Annotated in this window: 12 protein-coding genes and 4 pseudogenes; 5 read left to right on the top strand and 11 right to left on the bottom strand. The window is 68.9% G+C overall.

Annotated features, from left to right (window positions below; genetic code table 11):
* Positions 1–291: substrate-binding domain-containing protein (locus M4J07_RS25820; protein ID WP_255975401.1), on the top strand; the 291-nt coding region annotated here is incomplete at its 5' end.
* A 36-nt stretch (positions 292–327) separates the two neighbouring features.
* On the opposite strand, the gene M4J07_RS25815 is transcribed toward M4J07_RS25820, so the two are convergent.
* From M4J07_RS25815 to M4J07_RS25790, 6 genes and pseudogenes are all read right to left on the bottom strand, one after another.
* Positions 328–1347 carry a LacI family DNA-binding transcriptional regulator gene (locus M4J07_RS25815; protein WP_255975400.1) on the bottom strand — a complete coding sequence of 340 codons (1020 nt, stop codon included), beginning with the start codon at positions 1345–1347 and terminating at the stop codon, positions 328–330.
* Positions 1348–1437: 90 nt separating this feature from the next.
* On the bottom strand, positions 1438–2793 hold the full coding sequence (locus tag M4J07_RS25810; RefSeq protein ID WP_255975399.1) for a cellulase family glycosylhydrolase: 1356 nt from the start codon (positions 2791–2793) through the stop codon (positions 1438–1440).
* Positions 2794–3167: 374 nt separating this feature from the next.
* Positions 3168–4130, bottom strand: coding sequence for an ROK family protein (locus M4J07_RS25805; RefSeq protein WP_255975398.1), 963 nt, complete (start codon positions 4128–4130; stop codon positions 3168–3170).
* A gap of 232 nt (positions 4131–4362) precedes the next feature.
* Positions 4363–4542: pseudogene (locus M4J07_RS25800) on the bottom strand (hypothetical protein); the annotation flags it as partial.
* A 121-nt stretch (positions 4543–4663) separates the two neighbouring features.
* Positions 4664–5314 carry a GNAT family N-acetyltransferase gene (locus tag M4J07_RS25795; protein ID WP_255975397.1) on the bottom strand — a complete coding sequence of 217 codons (651 nt, stop codon included), beginning with the start codon at positions 5312–5314 and terminating at the stop codon, positions 4664–4666.
* The gene (locus M4J07_RS25790) at positions 5311–6432 is read right to left on the bottom strand and encodes a ThiF family adenylyltransferase (RefSeq protein WP_255975396.1); all 1122 of its coding nucleotides are present in this window, start codon (positions 6430–6432) and stop codon (positions 5311–5313) included. The genes M4J07_RS25795 and M4J07_RS25790 overlap by 4 nt, the downstream gene beginning before the upstream one ends.
* A 459-nt stretch (positions 6433–6891) precedes the next feature.
* On the opposite strand from M4J07_RS25790, the pseudogene M4J07_RS25785 reads away from it, so the two are divergent.
* A pseudogene (locus M4J07_RS25785) lies at positions 6892–7093 on the top strand (ISL3 family transposase); the annotation flags it as partial.
* A gap of 49 nt (positions 7094–7142) precedes the next feature.
* Here the strand turns inward: M4J07_RS25785 and M4J07_RS25780 are convergent.
* The 3 genes and pseudogenes from M4J07_RS25780 to M4J07_RS25770 form a co-directional block, all read right to left on the bottom strand.
* Positions 7143–7649, bottom strand: a complete 507-nt coding sequence (locus M4J07_RS25780; protein WP_255975395.1) for a DinB family protein — start codon at positions 7647–7649, stop codon at positions 7143–7145.
* Positions 7646–8458 (bottom strand): annotated as a pseudogene (locus tag M4J07_RS25775) (ISL3 family transposase); the annotation flags it as partial. The gene M4J07_RS25780 and the pseudogene M4J07_RS25775, both read right to left, overlap by 4 nt.
* A 37-nt stretch (positions 8459–8495) precedes the next feature.
* Positions 8496–10505, bottom strand: a complete 2010-nt coding sequence (locus M4J07_RS25770) for an ATP-binding protein (RefSeq protein WP_255975394.1) — start codon at positions 10503–10505, stop codon at positions 8496–8498.
* 119 nt (positions 10506–10624) lie between these two features.
* Here M4J07_RS25770 and M4J07_RS25765 point away from each other — a divergent pair, with 119 nt between their 5' ends.
* Positions 10625–10867, top strand: a complete 243-nt coding sequence (locus tag M4J07_RS25765; RefSeq protein WP_255975393.1) for a hypothetical protein — start codon at positions 10625–10627, stop codon at positions 10865–10867.
* 8 nt (positions 10868–10875) lie between these two features.
* Here the strand turns inward: M4J07_RS25765 and M4J07_RS25760 are convergent.
* Both M4J07_RS25760 and M4J07_RS25755 read right to left on the bottom strand, forming a co-directional pair.
* Positions 10876–11049: pseudogene (locus tag M4J07_RS25760) on the bottom strand (transposase); the annotation flags it as partial.
* A gap of 267 nt (positions 11050–11316) precedes the next feature.
* Entirely contained in the window at positions 11317–11991 is a 675-nt protein-coding gene (locus tag M4J07_RS25755; RefSeq protein ID WP_255975392.1) for an SMI1/KNR4 family protein, read from the bottom strand.
* 431 nt (positions 11992–12422) lie between these two features.
* Here M4J07_RS25755 and M4J07_RS25750 point away from each other — a divergent pair, with 431 nt between their 5' ends.
* Together M4J07_RS25750 and M4J07_RS25745 are read left to right on the top strand one after the other, a co-directional pair.
* On the top strand, positions 12423–12833 hold the full coding sequence (locus M4J07_RS25750) for a hypothetical protein (RefSeq protein ID WP_255975391.1): 411 nt from the start codon (positions 12423–12425) through the stop codon (positions 12831–12833).
* 2 nt (positions 12834–12835) lie between these two features.
* Positions 12836–16639, top strand: a complete 3804-nt coding sequence (locus tag M4J07_RS25745) for a WD40 repeat domain-containing protein (protein WP_255975390.1) — start codon at positions 12836–12838, stop codon at positions 16637–16639.
* The last annotated feature ends 181 nt before the right edge of the window (positions 16640–16820 follow it).

The raw sequence follows: 16820 nt of genomic DNA, 5'->3' as shown, positions 1-16820 counted from the left end.
ATCGTCTACGACAACGACATCATGGCGGTCGCCGGTCTGGGCGTCGCGGCTGAGATGGGCGTGCGCGTGCCGGACGAGCTGTCCCTGCTGGCCTGGGACGACTCCCAGTTGTGCCGGCTGACGCACCCCACGCTCTCGGCAATGAGCCATGACGTGCACGGCTTCGGAGCCGAGGTCGCCCGGGAACTGTTCGCCGTGATCGCCGGCCGGGAGGTAACGCCGCATCCGGTGCGGACGCCGTCGCTGACGCCGCGCGCATCCACGGCCACGCCCCGGCCGCCGCGGACCTGATGCTGGGCGAAACCCTCCACTGGCCGCCGGCCCACCTCAGCGGGAGCGAGGTGGGCCGGTGCTTGCTCGGGGCATCAGCCGAGCCGCGGCCAGCCGGAGGTCGCCGACCGGCTCCTTGTCGACGGCCGTGAGCAGAGTCCGCGCGGCGCTGGCCCCATACTCGTAGATATCCCGCGTCAGGGCGGTGAGTTGAGGGCGTACAGCCTGGGTGAACGGCGAGTCGTCCCAGGCCACCAGGGACAGGTCGCCGGGAACGTCCAGACTCAGTTCCTGTGCCACCGACAGGCCGGCGACGGCCATGATGTCGTTGTCGTAGACGATCGCGGTCGGCCGATCGGCTGAGATCAGGAGCCTGCGCGTGACCTGGGCGCCCTCCTCACCGGAGTAATCGGTGTGCACCACGACCGGCTCGGGCAGACCCGCCTGGCGGCAGCCCGCCTCGAACGCGGCGTCACGCACGGTGGTGTGGGCGAGCTTCGGCATCCCCGCCACCCGTGCGAGGGAGCGGTGTCCCAGCGCGGCCAGGTAGGCGACCGTCTCCTGGATGCTGGCTCCGTCGTCGGACCAGACGGCGGGCAAAGCCCCCGCGGCCTGCGGCGGTCCCAGGGCGACCACGGGCAGATCAAGGGCCGCGAGGGCCGGCACCCGAACGTCGTCGTCGTGCAGGTCCACCAGGAGCGCGCCGTCCACCCGCCCCTCGCCCCACCAGCGGCGGTAGAGCTCCGTCTCGTCCTCGTGGTTGGTGACGGTCTGGAGCATCAATGCGATCGAGCGCGGCGCCAGTTCGGACTCGATGCCGCCGATGAGCTCCATGAAGAACGGCTCGACACTCAGCGTGCGCGCGGGCCGGCACACCGCCAGGCCCACGGCCCTGGCCTGCGCGCCGTTCAGGGCGCGAGCGGCGCTGCTGGGGCGCCAGCCGACCTCCTGCGCGATCGCCTTGATCCGTGCCCGGGTCTGGGCGGAGACGCCCGGCTGGTCGTTGAGCGCGTAGGAGACCGCGACCTTGGAGACTCCCGCCTGGCGCGCGATGTCCGCGATCGTCGGCCGTTTCATGCGCCCTCCTGCTGTACCGGTTCCGCGCTTCAGCGGCCGACCCTACCGGTCGGCCGCTGAAATGCTGTCATCCGGGCACTGTATGAGGGATCAGGCGGTCGTGCAGGACTTGCTGTCGAGGGTGAAGGAGCTGGGTGCCGCGTTGGTTCCGGTGGAGGAGCCGTTGAGTCCGAAGCTCACCGTGCCGCCAGAGGGAATGGAGTCGGTCCAGGATTCGGGGGTGATGTGGACGTCGGCGCCGCTCTGCGTGGCCTTGGCATTCCAGATCGAGTTGACCTTCTGCTGCCCGGAGAAGCTGAAGTCGAGCTTCCAGCCGTCGAGTGCCTGGTTCGAGGTGTTGCGGATGGTGACGTCGGCGTTGAAGGAACTGCCCCAGTCGCTCAGGCGATAGGTGACGGTGCAGGCGCCGGCGCCGGTTTCCTCCCCCGGATCCGTTCCGCCGTCGGTGCTGCCGAAGACGCTCGATTCCTTGGCAGTGGCCTTGATGCCGTCGGCTCCGTCGAAGAGGCGCTTGCCCCAGTCGCTCAGCCGGCTCGCGTCGAAGTTCTGCACCAGGTCGAGGTACTCGACGCCGCTGCCGTTGCCGCTCCAGGACCAGCCCATGTAGCCGATCCCGAGGGACTGGGCGGTGGACATGATGGCGTCCTCGTCCGGGTTTCCGTCGGAGTGCATGTCGCCGAACTCGCCGACCACGATGGGCAGGTCTGCGGTGGCGAACCGGTTGAGGTAGTCGCTGACCTCGGCCGGGGTGTCGTAGACGCCGTACATGTGGATGTCGAAGAGGACGTTGCGGTCGGGGTCGGAGGCCAGGACACCGGAGGCGTTGTCCCGCATGGTGAAGGACCAGTCCTGGCCCCAGTTCGGGGCGTCGACCATCAGGGTGTGGTCGAGGCCCGCGGCCCGCAGCCTGCCGATGGCGGTCTTGGTGTCATCGGTCCAGGCGGTGTAGTTGGTGTTGCCGTACGGCTCGTTGCCGATGTTGACCAGGACGTACTTCTCCTGGCCGACGAGGGCGTCCTTGACGCTGAGCCAGTAGTCGACGGCCTTGGACAGCGGCACGGCGGCGCCCGCCTCGCCGTAGCCGGTGGTGTCGTGGGCCTCGAGAACGCAGATGAGCCGGTTCTCCTTGCACTCGGAGACCACCTGGGCGACGTCGGCAGTGTCGTTCTTCGTCCACTGGCCCCCGGTGCCGAGCACCACGCGCACCGTGTTGGCCCCCTTGGCCTTGATGTCCTTCAATGCCTGGTCGGTCTTGTCGGGGTACCAGGTGTGCGCGTGGTTCACACCGCGCATCACGAAGTCCTTGTTGTTGGCGTCCAGTAGGCGGCCGTCCTGGATGTGGAATCCGGGGGAGTCGGCGGCCTGGGCGGCCGGGGTGGCGGCGAAGAGGCCCGCGCAGGCGGCGAGGAGGGTACCGGTCGCGACAGCGGCTCGTGTTCGTCTCATCTACTGCTCCTGTTCGGTGGGGACGCGTCGGTTCCCGGATAGCCGGCATGGGCGGCCGGGGTCCGACGTGTCATCAGGGGCGGTGCGCGCCGCGGCCACTGAACTATGGACGCGGCAGACCATGCAGGCCGGAACGGTGCCTGGTCTGCCGCTGCCCGGGTGATGCGGCTCGCACGCCGGGCAGCGGCACGCCGAAGCGGTACGCGGGGAGCTCACCGAACGCTTCCTGACCTGTGGGAACACAGGGGGAAGTGGCCGGTTTCGATGCCTCCGCTCGGCGACGGCCACGACATTAGGGGCCAGCGTCGGGCCAGCACAATGCTTTGGACGGAACCGGTTAAGTTTCTATGAACCCACCCCCTGCAGCCGCGCCTTCACCCGCGCAAGGGGCCGTCCAGGGCCGGTGCGCGGTGTTGCTGTTCGCGTACCGCGGCGACCGCCCCGACCAGTCCGGCATCCTGGGCCAGCGCCGCCGGGCGGACCTCGAGACCGCGGACGAAGTCCAGGGTTGCGTACGTGTCGAGGTGGCGCCGCAGCGGCGTGAACAGCAGATCGCCGGCCTGGGCGACGCCGCCCCCGACGACCGCGACGTCGATCTCGACCAGGGCGGCCGTGGCGGCGATCCCCGCGGCCAGCGCTTGCGCGGCCCGGTCGAAGGCGGCCAGGGCCAGTGCGTCGCCGCGCCGCGCTGAGGCGGCGACCTCCGTGGCCGTCGCCGCTTCCCCCTGGGGCGGCATCCATCCGGCGGCCTGCGCGCGCCGCGCGATCGCCGTGCCGCTGGCCAGGCCCTCCACGCAGCCGCGCGCCCCGCACGGGCAGGGGTCACCGTCGAGGTCCACGCTGATGTGGCCGATGTGCCCGGCGTTGCCCGAAGGCCCTGAATGCAGGCGGCCGTTGAGGACGAGGCCGCCGCCAACGCCGGTGGACACCACCATGCACAGCGCGTTGCCGACGTCGCAGGCAGCCCCCTTCCAGTGCTCCGCCGCAGCCATCGCCACCGCATCCCCGACCAGTGCCGGTTCGATGCTCGCGAACAGCAGTGGATGTGCGCGCACCTTGTCCACCAGCGGAAAGCCCCGCCAGGCAGGGATGTTGACCGGGCTGACGGTTCCGGCGCCGGTGTCCACCGGGCCCGCACTTGCGATCCCGAAGCCCCGGACAGTGCCCCAGGCCGGATCCCGGGCAAGGCCGTCCAGGACACTGTCGACCGCACTCATCAGCACGCGCGCCGACTCCTTCGCCGGCGTCGGGCGCTGAATGCGCCGAGTCACGCGCCCTTCCGCATCGACCAGAGCCCCGGCGATCTTCGTGCCTCCAATGTCCAATGCCGCGTACATGACCCTCCCCAGCCGGGCACGGCCGGAACGGCGCGTGCTCCCCAGTGTTTGACAACGTTGCCGCAGCAAGAGTACTTAACCGATTCATCGATGGGGTTGCCGGGTGGGTAATGGGGCCCCGGATTCGCGGAGCCCTTCTGGTGGACAGTGATCCGCAGATGAGGGGAGATCTCCCTAAATGCCGCTAGGTGCACTCGTCGGCGGCCTACCCAGGTGGCGCCCAAGACGTTGTCTATGTGGTGAGGCGGAGTAGTCGCTTGTAGCAGCAGAGGATGGCTGCCAGGCCGAGGAAGACCAGGTAGTTGGCGGGTTGGCGTTCGTAGCGGGGGCTGAGGCGGTGGTAGCCGGTCAGCCAGGACACGGTCCGCGCCCCGACTGTTCCGCCTACAATCACTAACTTTCTGCGGCCAACCACGATGACGTGCAGATCCAGAGCCTCTGCGCCAATTGACAGCTGCGCGATCCTGCTCCCGGCGTTCCGGTTCCACGGCGGCCCTCCCTGCATGACCGAAGGCCGCCGACGGAACGATTCATCAGCTGGTTGTCACGTACGCGGACTGTGCCGGTGCGTCCGAGGGGCCGGCAGGGGAAGGAAGGACGGCACCGCGGAGGATGGCCTGCTCGGCGGGGGTGGCTCGGCTGATCCATGCGGGCGCCAGCGCCGCGTAGGTGGTGACGTCGTGCCAACGGCCCTGGGTGTGGAACAGTTCCCGCAGCGTGGCCTCGGGGTGCAGCCCGGCCGCGAGCATCACGGCACGCATCCGGGTGTGATCGGCGCGGTGCCCGGCCCAGATGCGATGCAGCCCCAGGTGCCCGAATCCGTGGGCCATCAGGAGGCGCCCCGCTTCGTGGCCGTGGCCCCGTACAGGCGCGTCGGGGAGCAGGACCAGGCTTGTGAGCATGGCGTTGCGGCCGTACTCCTCGACGAGCAGGCCCATGGTGCCGACCATGACGTCCTGGCCGTGCGGGCAGATGGCCAGGGTGTGCTTGCGCCGAGGGTGGCTGTAGGGCTGGGCGAGATGTTGCGCGAACGCGTCCTGGGCCTGACGAGCGTCCATCCGGTCGATTCCGAGGTAGCGGGTGAGGACGGGGTGGGTGTGGATGCGTTCGAACGGCGCCAGGTCGGTGGCCCGCAGCTCGCGCAACCAGAGGTGCTCACCGTGGAGTTCGGGCAGGTGGTTCACCGGGCCGCTCCCGAGAGGACGCGCTCGGCATCGATGGGGCCGACGAGCTCTTCGAGGTCCGCGTAGTAGCGGCCCGAGGGCACGGGCGCGCCCAGCAGGATGCGGCGTGCGGCGTCGGTCACCAGGGCGCCGCCCAGCATCACCCCGCTGGCCAGCTGCGGCCAGCTCGACAGGGTGTGTCCGATCAGGCCGAGAGCATCCTTCATGGCGGGACTGAGCCGGCTCTCGTCGCAGATGCGCAGCAGGTAGGCCAGGGCGTCCGCCGGGGCGAGCCGGCGTACCTCCTCGGCGGTCAGGTCGCCGCCGCGGCCGTGGAACAGCGGCCGGTCCGGCTCGAGGTCGAAGCGCTCGACGTCCAGCAGCCCCCGGTCATTGGTGTCCATCAGGACCGGGACACCGTGCCGTCGTGCATGCTCACGTGTGGCGGTCTTCACCCAGGGGGTGTCACACTCCTCGATCACCAGGTCGAGCGGACGGTCCGCAGCTCCGAAGAAGGCGTCGACGGTGTCCTCGGTGAGCCCGTCGTCCCACAGCTCGATGTCGAGGTAGGGGTCGATCTCGTACATCTGCCGTGCGCACAGCACCGTCTTGGGCAGACCCAGGTCGTGTACGCCGGCCCGCAACCGGTTGAGGTTGCTGAGACCGAGCGTGTCGAAGTCGGCCAGGCGGAACGATCCTGCGACGCCCTCCATGGCACAGGTGAGGGCGGCGCTGTTGCCCACGGACAGGCCGACGACCCCGATCCGTCGCGCGAGCAGACGCTGCTGTTCAGCGACGGCGATCTTGCCTCGATTGCGGTCCGTCCGTACGCGCCGGAACTCCTCGCGGGGCAGGACATGCACGAGACGCCCGGACCACGGGTACCACGCCCAGATTCCGTAGTGGCTGAGCTCGGCTCCATCGGTGAACTCCGCCACGGCACGCTCCAGGCGGCGCCCCGCGAGGGCGTCGTGCGGGCACAGGCAGCGCACCAGTTCGGCGAGCTGCTCGTCGATACGGTCATGCCGCTCGCGTACGGACCCAGAGGCGAGCAGGGTGTCGAGGAGGGCGCGGTCTTCTTCCTCGGTGGCGCGCAGCAGCGTGGGGCGGGCGACCTCCTGCCCCCGCGGCATCGGCATGCAGGGCCGCAGAGCTCCCGGACCTTCGGGCATCGAATCGATCATGACGCCGGAAGTTACCAGCGTCCGATCGTTGAATCCCTCTGCGCAAAGAGGCGTATGCGGTCGAATTCGTGCGCGAGTTTTCACCACCGCACGCCCCCCTGCGCCGACAGGCTTGCGAAGACGACTTTGGCCAGGCGGCACAAGGCCTTTCACCACTGCGCACCAGCAACGAGAAAGTCACACCGGGTGCAGCAAACAGGTGATCGCCCAGGAAAGTCATCTCTTACGCTCGCGCCGCGCCCGCGCTCTACCTTTGATCTTGCACAGTGCTCCGCCGTTCACGGGGGAGGTGAAGCGCGTCTCGATACTGTTCTGGCCTCGGCTTTGGGGGCTCTTCGCAGTTGAGGGTGTAGTCCGGTCGGCGCGTCGGTGGCCGGGTAGGGGTCGAGGTCTCCCGAGGATGGAGGTGACTATGATCTCGGGCTCGAAGTGCTCGGGCAGCGGTTGGAGCCCGATCGGGCGATTCTCCGGTGTCGGGTTGTCGAGCCCGTCACATGGTGTCGTCTCTGCGTCTGCCAGGGCGCGGCCAGGGACACGGTGGTCCGGCGGTTGGCGCACGAGCCGTTCGGGTGGCGGCCCACGGTGTTGGAGGTCAGCCTCCGCCGATACCGGTGTCACGCCGCCTCCGACGACCGGAACACGGACCGACGATGCGCCGCGAGCCGTCAGTCGCCGACGCTGCCGTCGATCATCTCGCGCAGGATGTCCGCGTGGCCCGCGTGCCGGCCGGTCTCCAGGATCACGTGCAGGTACACCCACCGCAACGTCAGCTCCCTGCCCCGCGGTGCGTAGTCGAGGCTGTGCTGGGCGGCGATCTCGCGGGAGCGGTCGCACTCCGCCTGGTAGGCGCCGATGACGTCGTCGAGCTTCTCGTTCGGCTCCAGCCGCAGGTCGGCCTGCGGGTCTGCGTCGGTCCACGGCGGCGTGGGCAGCTCCGCGGCGGGGATCTGCCCGATCTGCTCGGCGAACCCGCCCATTTCCACCCACCGCAGGTGTTTGATCAGGCCGCCGAGGTTGGTGCCGGTCGGCACCGGGCTGCGCCGGGCGTCCTCCTCCGACACCCCGCGGGCCTTGCGTACGACGGCGTCGCGCAGGTAGTCCAGGAACGTCTCAAGCTGCTCGCGCTCGCTGGCGGCGACCACGCTGCCGAGGATCTCACCGGGTCTAGTCATGGTCCGAACGTAGCACTCGGGCCGACCCTCGCACCGGGGGCTAGTTGTGGCCTGAAGCCGCCGGTCTCGAGCAGGCTGCGGGCGATGTAGTTGGTCAGGTTCCTGAACCCGAGTGCGGAGCCGCGCAGATGCTCGAGCCGACCGTTGATGGCTTCGGTCGGGCCGTTGCTGGTGCCGGGCCGGTCGAAGTAGGAGAGCACGTCGGCGGCGCGCTTCTTCAGCGTTCTGCCGAGCTTCGCGACCTCGACCAGCGCCTTCGGGACACCGGTGCCGAGGTCGTTGATCAGCTTGGCCATCGCCTCATGTCCTCGGCTGCGGTCCTCCTCGCGGTAAGCCGCGATCATGCGCTGGTAGACGCCCCAGGTCGCTTCGACCTCAACATGGCCCTCGTCGGCGAACAGCTGGTTGAGTCGGTCGATCTGTCGGTCGGTGAGCAGCCCGGCACCGGTGTGCAGGGTCCGCCGCGACTTGTAGAGCGGGTCGTCCTTGAAGCCGCGGTGGCCGTGGATCGCGAGTTGCACACGGCGGCGGCACTGGTCGAGGGCGTCGCCGGCCAGACGGACGACGTGGAAGGGGTCCATCACCGCGACCGCGTCGGGGACCTCTTCTGCAGCGGCGGTCTTGAAGCCGGTGAAGCCATCCATCGCGACCCCCTCGACCGCGTCGCGCCACGCGGAGGGGCGTTCGGCGAGCCAGGTCTTGAACGCGGACTTGGAGCGGCCCTCGACCATGTCGAGCAGCCGTGCTGGGCCGGTGCCGTCACGGACCGGGGTGAGGTCGATGATCACGGTGACGTACTTGTCGCCACGTAGGCAGGAATCTCCCTCGTTCACGACGGAGAGCACTTCAAAGGGGCGACGCGCCACCGGCCGCCCAGACGAGCATCTCGCCGGGGTCCGCATGGGCGGCCTCGCTGCGATACGACTCGTAGGTCACGGCCCCCACGAGCTGACGCGCCATGTCCTCGCCGGCCTCACGCAGCGGCGCCACGTCCGGGGCGCCGCGCTGCGGGTGACCCACCGCGTCCCACAGCCGCTGGCCCGCGCCGGAGGCGAGCGCGGCGGAATGACCGTCCCCGTTGGCGGAGAAGGCCGCAGCCAGCATGTCGAGCCCCAGCGCGATGCCGAAGGTGTCGCCGATCTGCTGCTTCGCGTGCAGCATCGAACGGGCGTACTCCAGGGACAGTTCACTGTCCCCCTCGCGCAGAGCGATCACACACATCTGGTAGTCGGCGTACGAGCGGATCCAGTGCTCGCCCATGGCGACACATTCCGAACGCACGACCTTGGCCGATTCCAGGCTCTCCTTCAACTCCCCGAGCCCGGTGAGAGCGAACAGACGCAGCATCCGGCACATCATCACGGCCTGGGGCGCGGGCTCGTCCGCGTCCGTGGCGTGTGCGCTCGCGTTCCGCAGAGCGTGCTCCAGGAGGTCAAGGCCCGGCTGGGGGTTGCCTTGCAGGAGGTCGCTCATGGCCTGCAGATAGGCGGCCCGGAGCAGCGCGGTCGCGTCCTCGGTGGCATGGGCGGCCGCCAGGCACTGGCGCGCCAGGTGCGTCCCCGTGGCGTGATTCCCCTGCAGGAGATGGGTCAAGCCGAGGGCCCACACGGCTCGTTGCCGCACCGGCCCCTGGCTGTCGCCGGCCTTCAGCGTGCGGGAAAGATAGAGCTGCGCGGTGTGCGCATGTCCGCAGCAAGTCCAGTAGAAGCCCGTCAAGGTGGCCAGCTCGAGCGCCGTATCGGGGTCATGGGCGATCAAGTGGTCCAGGGCCGCACACAGATCGGGATGCGCCTCCTTGATGGTGCGATACCACCCGGTCTGCTCGGCACTGGTCCACGTGGCATCCGCCTGCCGCGCCTGGGTCAGGAAGTACGAGGCGTGCCTGTTCGCCATCGTGTCCAACTCACCGAGCTCGGCGAGCCAAAGTCGCCCGAATTCCCGCACCGTGTCGAGCAGCAGAAGGCGCCCGAGACGGAGGCTCACGACGGACTTTTCCACCAGACCGGCCAGGGCATGGCTCACGTCGAAGGCGGAGAGCGGCCCACCGGAACACAGGGCCACCGCTACGGCCTCGTCGAAGTGCCCATGGACGATGGACAACCGGGCCCACAACAGGCGCTCCGTGGGCGTGCACAGTTCATGACTCCAGCCCAGCGCGGTCCGCAGCACGTCGTGCCGACGGGGCCCCAGGGGACGTATCGCGTCCTCGTCCCGGCTCAGATCGTGCCGTGGGCGCCGCAGAAGATCCTCGATGCTGCAGTTCCGCAGCGCCCCCGCAGCCAGCTCCAGCGCCAGCGGAAGCCCGTCGAGGTAATCACACAGCTCGGTGACCTGATTCAGATCCCCGGGGTCAGGCGCGTGCCCGGATTCCGTGGCACGCCGCAGAAACAGCTCGGCGGCATCCGTGGCGCACGGCAGCGGCTGGACCACCGCGACGAACTCCTCGTCCAGACGGAACCGCTCGCGGCTGGTGGCCACGATCCTCAGCCGCGGACACCTCTCGAGCAGCACCTGCACCAGGCTCCGGCAGGCGCTCAGCAGATGCTCGCAGGAATCAAGCACCAGCAGGAGCTCGCGATCGCCGATCCAGTTGCAGATCACATCCACCGGCATCCTCGGCGTGTGATCGGACAGACTGCACGCATCGGCCACGAGCGCGGCGAGCAACCCCTCATCGCGCAGCTGCCACAGGTCCGCCCAGCAGACATCCGCCGGAGCACCCACGAGACCGAGATCCACCACCTGCCGCACAAGCCGCGACTTGCCGACGCCTCCGACACCGGTCACGGTGACCAGCCGGTGCACCATCAACGCGCTCCGCAGCCCAGCCAGTTCCCGCTCGCGCCCTACGAACACGGCCCCATCCTCCCCAACCAACAAACAGGCTTTCGCCCCGGCGGCGACGGCGTCTCCTTCACACCGACGGGCCGCACAGGCACACGCATCGCGCGCCGTGCAGCAAGACATCGGAGCCCGTGCCACGCCGAGAACAAAAGCGTGCACGCATCCTGGCAGCCCCGGCCGGATCACGGAACACGAATGGCAAAGCACGCACAACCGCCACCGCCACCGCCACCGGAGAGATCGATGCGAACGGCAAGCGCACCGACGCCGTCCTCGACGGACTCGGCCGCGTGCCGAAGGTATGGAACCCGGGATGGTCCAAGACCGACCACGCCGGCCAGCCGTCCACCGAGATCAGCTACACCAACGCGTAGGCCCGGTCCCACGGCGGGAAGTCGCAGGGCGTCGCCCGCCACTTCGTGCCGTTGTCGACCAGGTAGCGGATCGCGTCCAGTATTGCGCGGTGGAAGGAGGCTTCCGGCTGGCAGCCCCGGCCCTGTAGCCAGCGCGGCACCGGCAGCAGCGGTCGGGCCGCCGCCCACTCGGCGTCGGTCATGTCGGACGGGTAGCGTCGCACACGTTCCCCGTGATCGGCCGCGTTCCCGTACGTGTGCGCGAGGCAGTCACACTGTCGGACAGCCGAGTTGGACGCTTTCGAGGGTGGCACGGAAGGCTGCGGCACGGGGCCTCCTGTTGCGCGTGGACTTCGACACCCACGAGGTGCGCAGGAGGCCCTGTCTCCCTGCATGCACGGGCCGGAGATCCCCCAGCCGGGTGACGGGCGCGAAGTCGCGGATCTCCAAGCTCGGCGGCAGGCTTCCTGCTATCGGTCAAGGTCGCAGGCAGTCTCGGCGGCTGCGAGCCATCCGAGGTACCAACTGGCGAAGTCCGAGGGGGAGCCGTCGGTCTCGCGCATCGGATGAAGATCCGTGCCGCTGCCGCGATCGTCACGCCACATTCGGCCGCGTTCCGGTCCGGTGACGACCAGCCAGACCACCATCCCGCAGCCCTCATCACACAGGCAAAGCGCCCCGGCTGTGCGGCGCGGATCGTACTGCACCTCGCCCAGACGCTCCTCCCACGCCTCAAACGCCGCGTCAAGATCGGCGAGGTCGTCGAAGTCGTCCTGCAACGGGCGCTCAGCCAGGATCGCGACCGTTGCCTCCGGGTCCGCCCCTCCCGGAAACGGCTCCGCGAACATGCCCGGCTCGGCCTCCTCAATGAGCTCTCCGACCCAGCGCCAGCCCGCAGAACCGCCGCGCCGTACCGGGAGAACGCCGTACGCCGGACCGGCCCCGCCAGCTCCGACATGCAGAAGGAACGAGCGATAGTCCTCGGGCAGATCAACGTCCAGCCACACCTCGAGGTCGGCCACCTCGGTGGCGTTTAGAGGGGCATCGAGCTCAAAGCGGTGCGCCCCCGCCCCGAACACCTTGCCGCTGCCCGGCACGGCGGCCAGGGCCAGAACCCGATCACGCACCCCGGTCCAGTCGGTCATGGCGCCCGACCCTACCGGCCGCCGCCGGCGCTCGACCTTCGAGGGTCGGCGGCCGGTCACGGTTGCCGCCGCTCGCGTCCGGTCTGTTGGCCGCTGATAGGTAGGCGGTACCAGACGGTGCTGCCGTGAGTGTTGAAGCCCCAGTCTCCGCCCAGCTCTTGGACGAGCATGCGGACGGCGACAACTGCCATGAGTGCCCCAACCGGTGTACCCACCAGAACGGTCAACGACCCCAAATCCCTGCGTCCCCGATCAATAGTGGGACGGCATGACGGACGCATTTCAAAGCAACCTGACCCTTTCGTGGGGAAGTTGAGACGCACGGGAATGAACCCGGGCGTTGCATGTATCGCCCACCTCGAGCGCCGAGTTCTAGGGTGAGAGGCGGGCCCACGGCCCAGGATGGCCCAGGCGCCGTACGGGGAAGTGCCATGGATCCGATAGTGCTCTCGGCAGGAACGGCTCTCGTAGGAGCCATCGCCAGTGACACGTGGGAAGGAGTTCGCGCCGCCATTGTGGCTCTGTGGCGTCGCGCCCGCCCGGAGCAGGCCGACGCCATCGACGAGGAGCTCGTCGCCTCCCGGCGTCTGCTGCTCGCCGCGCGCGACGAGCGCGACACGGAGGTCGAAAGGACGCTCGTGTCGGACTGGCAGATCAGGCTGCAGTCGTTGCTCCGCCACGACCCGTCAGCCGGGGCTGAGTTGCGTGCCTTGCTCGCTGGCGAACTCACTCCGCCAGGTAGTAGCCCTTATGGCGTCGGCATGCAATCCCTGCGGGCCGAAGCATCCGATAACGGCCGTGTCTACCAAGCCGGCCGCGACCAGCACATCACCGGTGGCTGACCATGGTCGTGCCCCCGCCGTCCGAGGAGGGCGGTGAGCAGCAGGCTCCGCAGTTCCGCGGCACGGCCACGGGGGATGCTCGCGTCTTTCAGGCTGGTCGCGACCAGCACATCGCCGAGCGGGACCTGCACCTGCACTACCCAGACGGGGTGCGCGAGGCGCGGCGGGTGCTGCCAGGTGCGGACACGGGGGAGTGTCCCTATCCGGGCCTACCCGCGTTCGAGGTAGACCAAGCCCGCTGGTTCTTCGGTCGTGAGCGGCTCACCGCCGAACTCGTGGAGCGGCTCGACGAGCGGTTGCGTGAGGGTGGGATGCTTGCGGTCGTGGGGCCGTCGGGGGCGGGCAAGTCGTCACTGGTGCAGGCAGGGCTGTTGCCGGACTTGGCGCATGGGGCGTTGCCTGCCGCAGGCTCCTCGCGCTGGCCACAGCTTGTCCTGCGGCCTACAGCTGACCCGGTTGGCACACTCACGGCCAAGGTCGCTGAGGCCCTGCCCATGGCTGCGCCGCCCGCGTCCCGGAGCCCGGAACCGCTGGCATGGACGGCTTCCGTGCGGGCTGCGCTGCGCGAGGGCGGCACCGGGCGCCGCATGGTTGTCGTGGTGGATCAGTTGGAGGAGCTGTTCACCGTCTGCGATCGAGGATCCGAGCGGCACGCCTTTCTCGACATGCTGGCCGCCCTGGCCCAGGCTGATCCGCGCGGCGATACAGCAGCGGCGCTAGTGGTCTTAGTGTTGCGCGCCGACTTTTACGCGGCCTGCTCCCGGTACCCACAACTGCGTGCAGCCCTGGGGCGCGGACAGGTTCTGATCGGCCCGTTGAGTGAGGTGGAGCTGCGTGAGGCGATCCTCTTCCCTGCTCGTACCGTGGGCCTTGATATGGAGCCGGGCCTGGTGGAACTGCTCTTGAGCGACCTCGGTGTCGCCGCCTCGATCGACGCGGACGAGCCCTATGAGGCAGGACGCCTGCCGCTGCTCGCACACGCGCTGCGCGGAACGTGGCAGCGGCGGCATGGTCACACTCTTACCGTGGCCGGGTATCGAGCCACCGGTGGCATCCACCAGGCGGTGGCGGCAACCGCAGAGCGTCTGTTCACCGCTCTTGACCCGGACGCGCAGCGGGCGGCGGGCCCCTTGTTCTTGCGCTTGGTCACCCTTGGCGAGGGCACCCAGGCCACCCGTCGGCGCATTGCGAACGATCGTGTTGAGACGCTGGGGGACATGCCTCTGGCCACCGTATCGGCGGTCGAGGCGTTCACCACGGGGCGGCTACTGACGCGACGTCAGGACGGTGTGGAAATCACGCACGAGGCGTTGCTGCATGCCTGGCCAAGGTTGCGGCATTGGATTGAGGACGACCGGGCCGGACATCTGCTGCACCAGCGGCTGGAGGAGTCCGCCGCTGATTGGGATGGCGCGGCCCGTGATGCTGGTCGGCTCTACCGTGGCCACCGCCTCGCCGCCGCTCGGGTCTGGGCGGACTCCTCTCCCGGCCATCTCAGCAGAACGGCGTCTGCCTTTCTCGCGGCGTCCGTCCGTCACCAGCGCCGGGCTTTGGGGCTGCGCCGTGCCGTAGTGGCCACCCTTACGATCCTTGCTCTACTCGCCTCCGCGGCCGCGGTGATCGCCCTGCAGCAGCGGTCGACGGCACGCACTCAGCGTGATTCCGCCAACTTCAGCAGAGTCACGGCCCAGGCAGACCGGCTGAGAGGGAGGGAGTCACCGCTGGCAGCGCAGTTCGACGTAGTGGGGCACCGGATGCGGCACGGTGACGCGGTGACACGGCTGCAGCTGACAGCGGATGCGAATGGACCCTTGGCGACACCGCTCAGGGCTCACGCCGGCCCCGTCCGCGCGCTGGCATACTCGCCCGACGGCCGGGTCCTGGCGAGCGGCGGCAGTGACGGCAAGGTACGGCTATGGGACATGACCCGGGCGGGAGGCCCACGCCTGCTGGGCGAACCGTTGCTGACTAAGCATCAGATGGTCACCGGGCTTGCCTTCTCCGTCAACGGGAAGGTGTTGGCGTGCGGTGGCAACGCAGGAACGGTACAGGTGTGGAACGTGACCGATCAGAACCACCCACAGCCGGTGGGCCGTCCCGTTGGTGGCGATGACGCCGGGCTGGTGATGTCCGTGTCCCTGAGCCCGGATGGGCGCACCCTGGCTGCAGTCGGATCCGGGGGTGTCTTGCGCCTGTGGCGCGTCGTTTTAGGCGCGGGTCTGCGTTCGCTCAACCGGCTGGTCGTCGCGCGCGATGGCCCTGCCACGGACGTGGCATTCTCACCGGACGGTAGGACCTTGGCCGTTGCGGGGGACGGGCTGGTCCACTTGTGGGATGTGACGAATCTGTCCCGTCCCCATCCGCTGGGCAAACCGAGTTCGGGGCAGATCGGTTCCGTGTCTGTGCTGGAGTTCAGCCCTGACAGCAAGACCCTTGCTGTTGCGGGGGTGGAAAACACGGCGGCACTGCTTGACCTGACTGACCGCTCCCGTCCCAAGCCTCGCGGCGATCCGTTGACCGGGCACACCGCTGCGATCACAAGCCTAGCGTTCAGTCATGATGGCAGAACGCTGGCGACCGGTTCGGTTGACTGCACCGTGCGGCGATGGGACGTGGACCCCTGGGGGCCCGCGACGACACCGATCGAACCGCCCCTAACCGGCCATGCCTCGGTCATCGAAACAGTCGCGGTCAGCCCCGATGGGCGGACAATCGCCAGCGGGGACGACGACAGGACGATCCTCTTGTGGAGCTTCCCTGACACGGTGCTCGGTAAAGCGGAGGGGGCACTCTCTATGGCATTCACGCCCCGTGGCGACCGGCTCCTGACCGGAACAACGGGGTTGTCTACCTGGCGGGTGACAGACCCGGCGCATCCACGGCCGCTGACCCCCCGTGGTGGCTATCCGGACGGTATGGGCCCGATCATCGCGCTCTCTCCGGATGGGCGGACTCTGGCCGCCGCGGAGGGATGGGGCCGGGTCGTGCACCTTTGGGACGTCACCGATCTGGCGCACCCGGTTGCGATCGCCCCACCGCTGACTGGCCACACCGACGGTATCGAAGCCCTCCGGTTCAGTCCCGACCGCCGCACGCTCGCAAGCCTCGATAACGGCGGCACGGTACGTCTGTGGGACGTTCGTGACCGCCGACGTGCCAGGCCAATCGGCACACCGCTCACCGAGAACACTCAAGGCAGCACAGCGCTGGCATTCAGCCCGAGCGGCCGCACACTCGCCACCGCCGGCAAACCACGCCAGATCCTGCTGTGGCGCGTTGCCGATCCTGCCCACCCTCGTCTCATCACCCAGCTAAACGGCCACGCAGCCCCGGTACAGTCAGTAGCGTTCACCCCGGACGGTCAGAACCTGGCCAGCGCAGCGAGCGACGGCACGGTACGCCTGTGGAAGCTGACGCCTGGGAAGTGGCCCGAGCCCGCAGGACCGCCCTTGGTAGGTCGCACAGGCACAGTGCGGGTACTGGCGGTCAGTCATGACGGCCGTCTCCTCGCTACGGGCGGCGCAGACCACCAGGTCCGCCTATGGGACATCACTCGCCTCGCACACCCCGTAGGTATCGAACGCCCCCTGGCCATCCTCTCCGATCCCATCTGGGCTCTGGCCTTCAGCCCAGATGACCGGACCCTTGCAGGGGCTACCGGCTCCAGTGAGATGCGGCTGTGGCATCTGAGCCCCGACGACAATGCACGTCAAGTCTGCGCCGCAACCGCCCCAGCTCTCACACCGGAGATCTGGAACCGATACCTCAGCGGGTTGAAATTCGCCCCGCCGTGTCACCCAGAATGAGCGTGATTCTCTTGAAGTCCACACGTTCATCGCGGCCCACCGCAGCGTGGCCGAGTCCACGATCGTCGCGGTCCCGGCGACGGCCGATCCGTGCTCTCGGCGTCGAGAACAAGGGCGTCGAGCGGACGGCTGGTGGCGGTGGCCACTCCGGAGCGACCTCGCTCGTCCACTTTGCGCTCCC

The organism is Streptomyces longispororuber, from assembly GCF_024448165.1.
Taxonomy (GTDB): Bacteria; Actinomycetota; Actinomycetes; order Streptomycetales; family Streptomycetaceae; genus Streptomyces; species Streptomyces longispororuber_A.
This window is presented reverse-complemented; position numbering and strand designations above follow the sequence as displayed.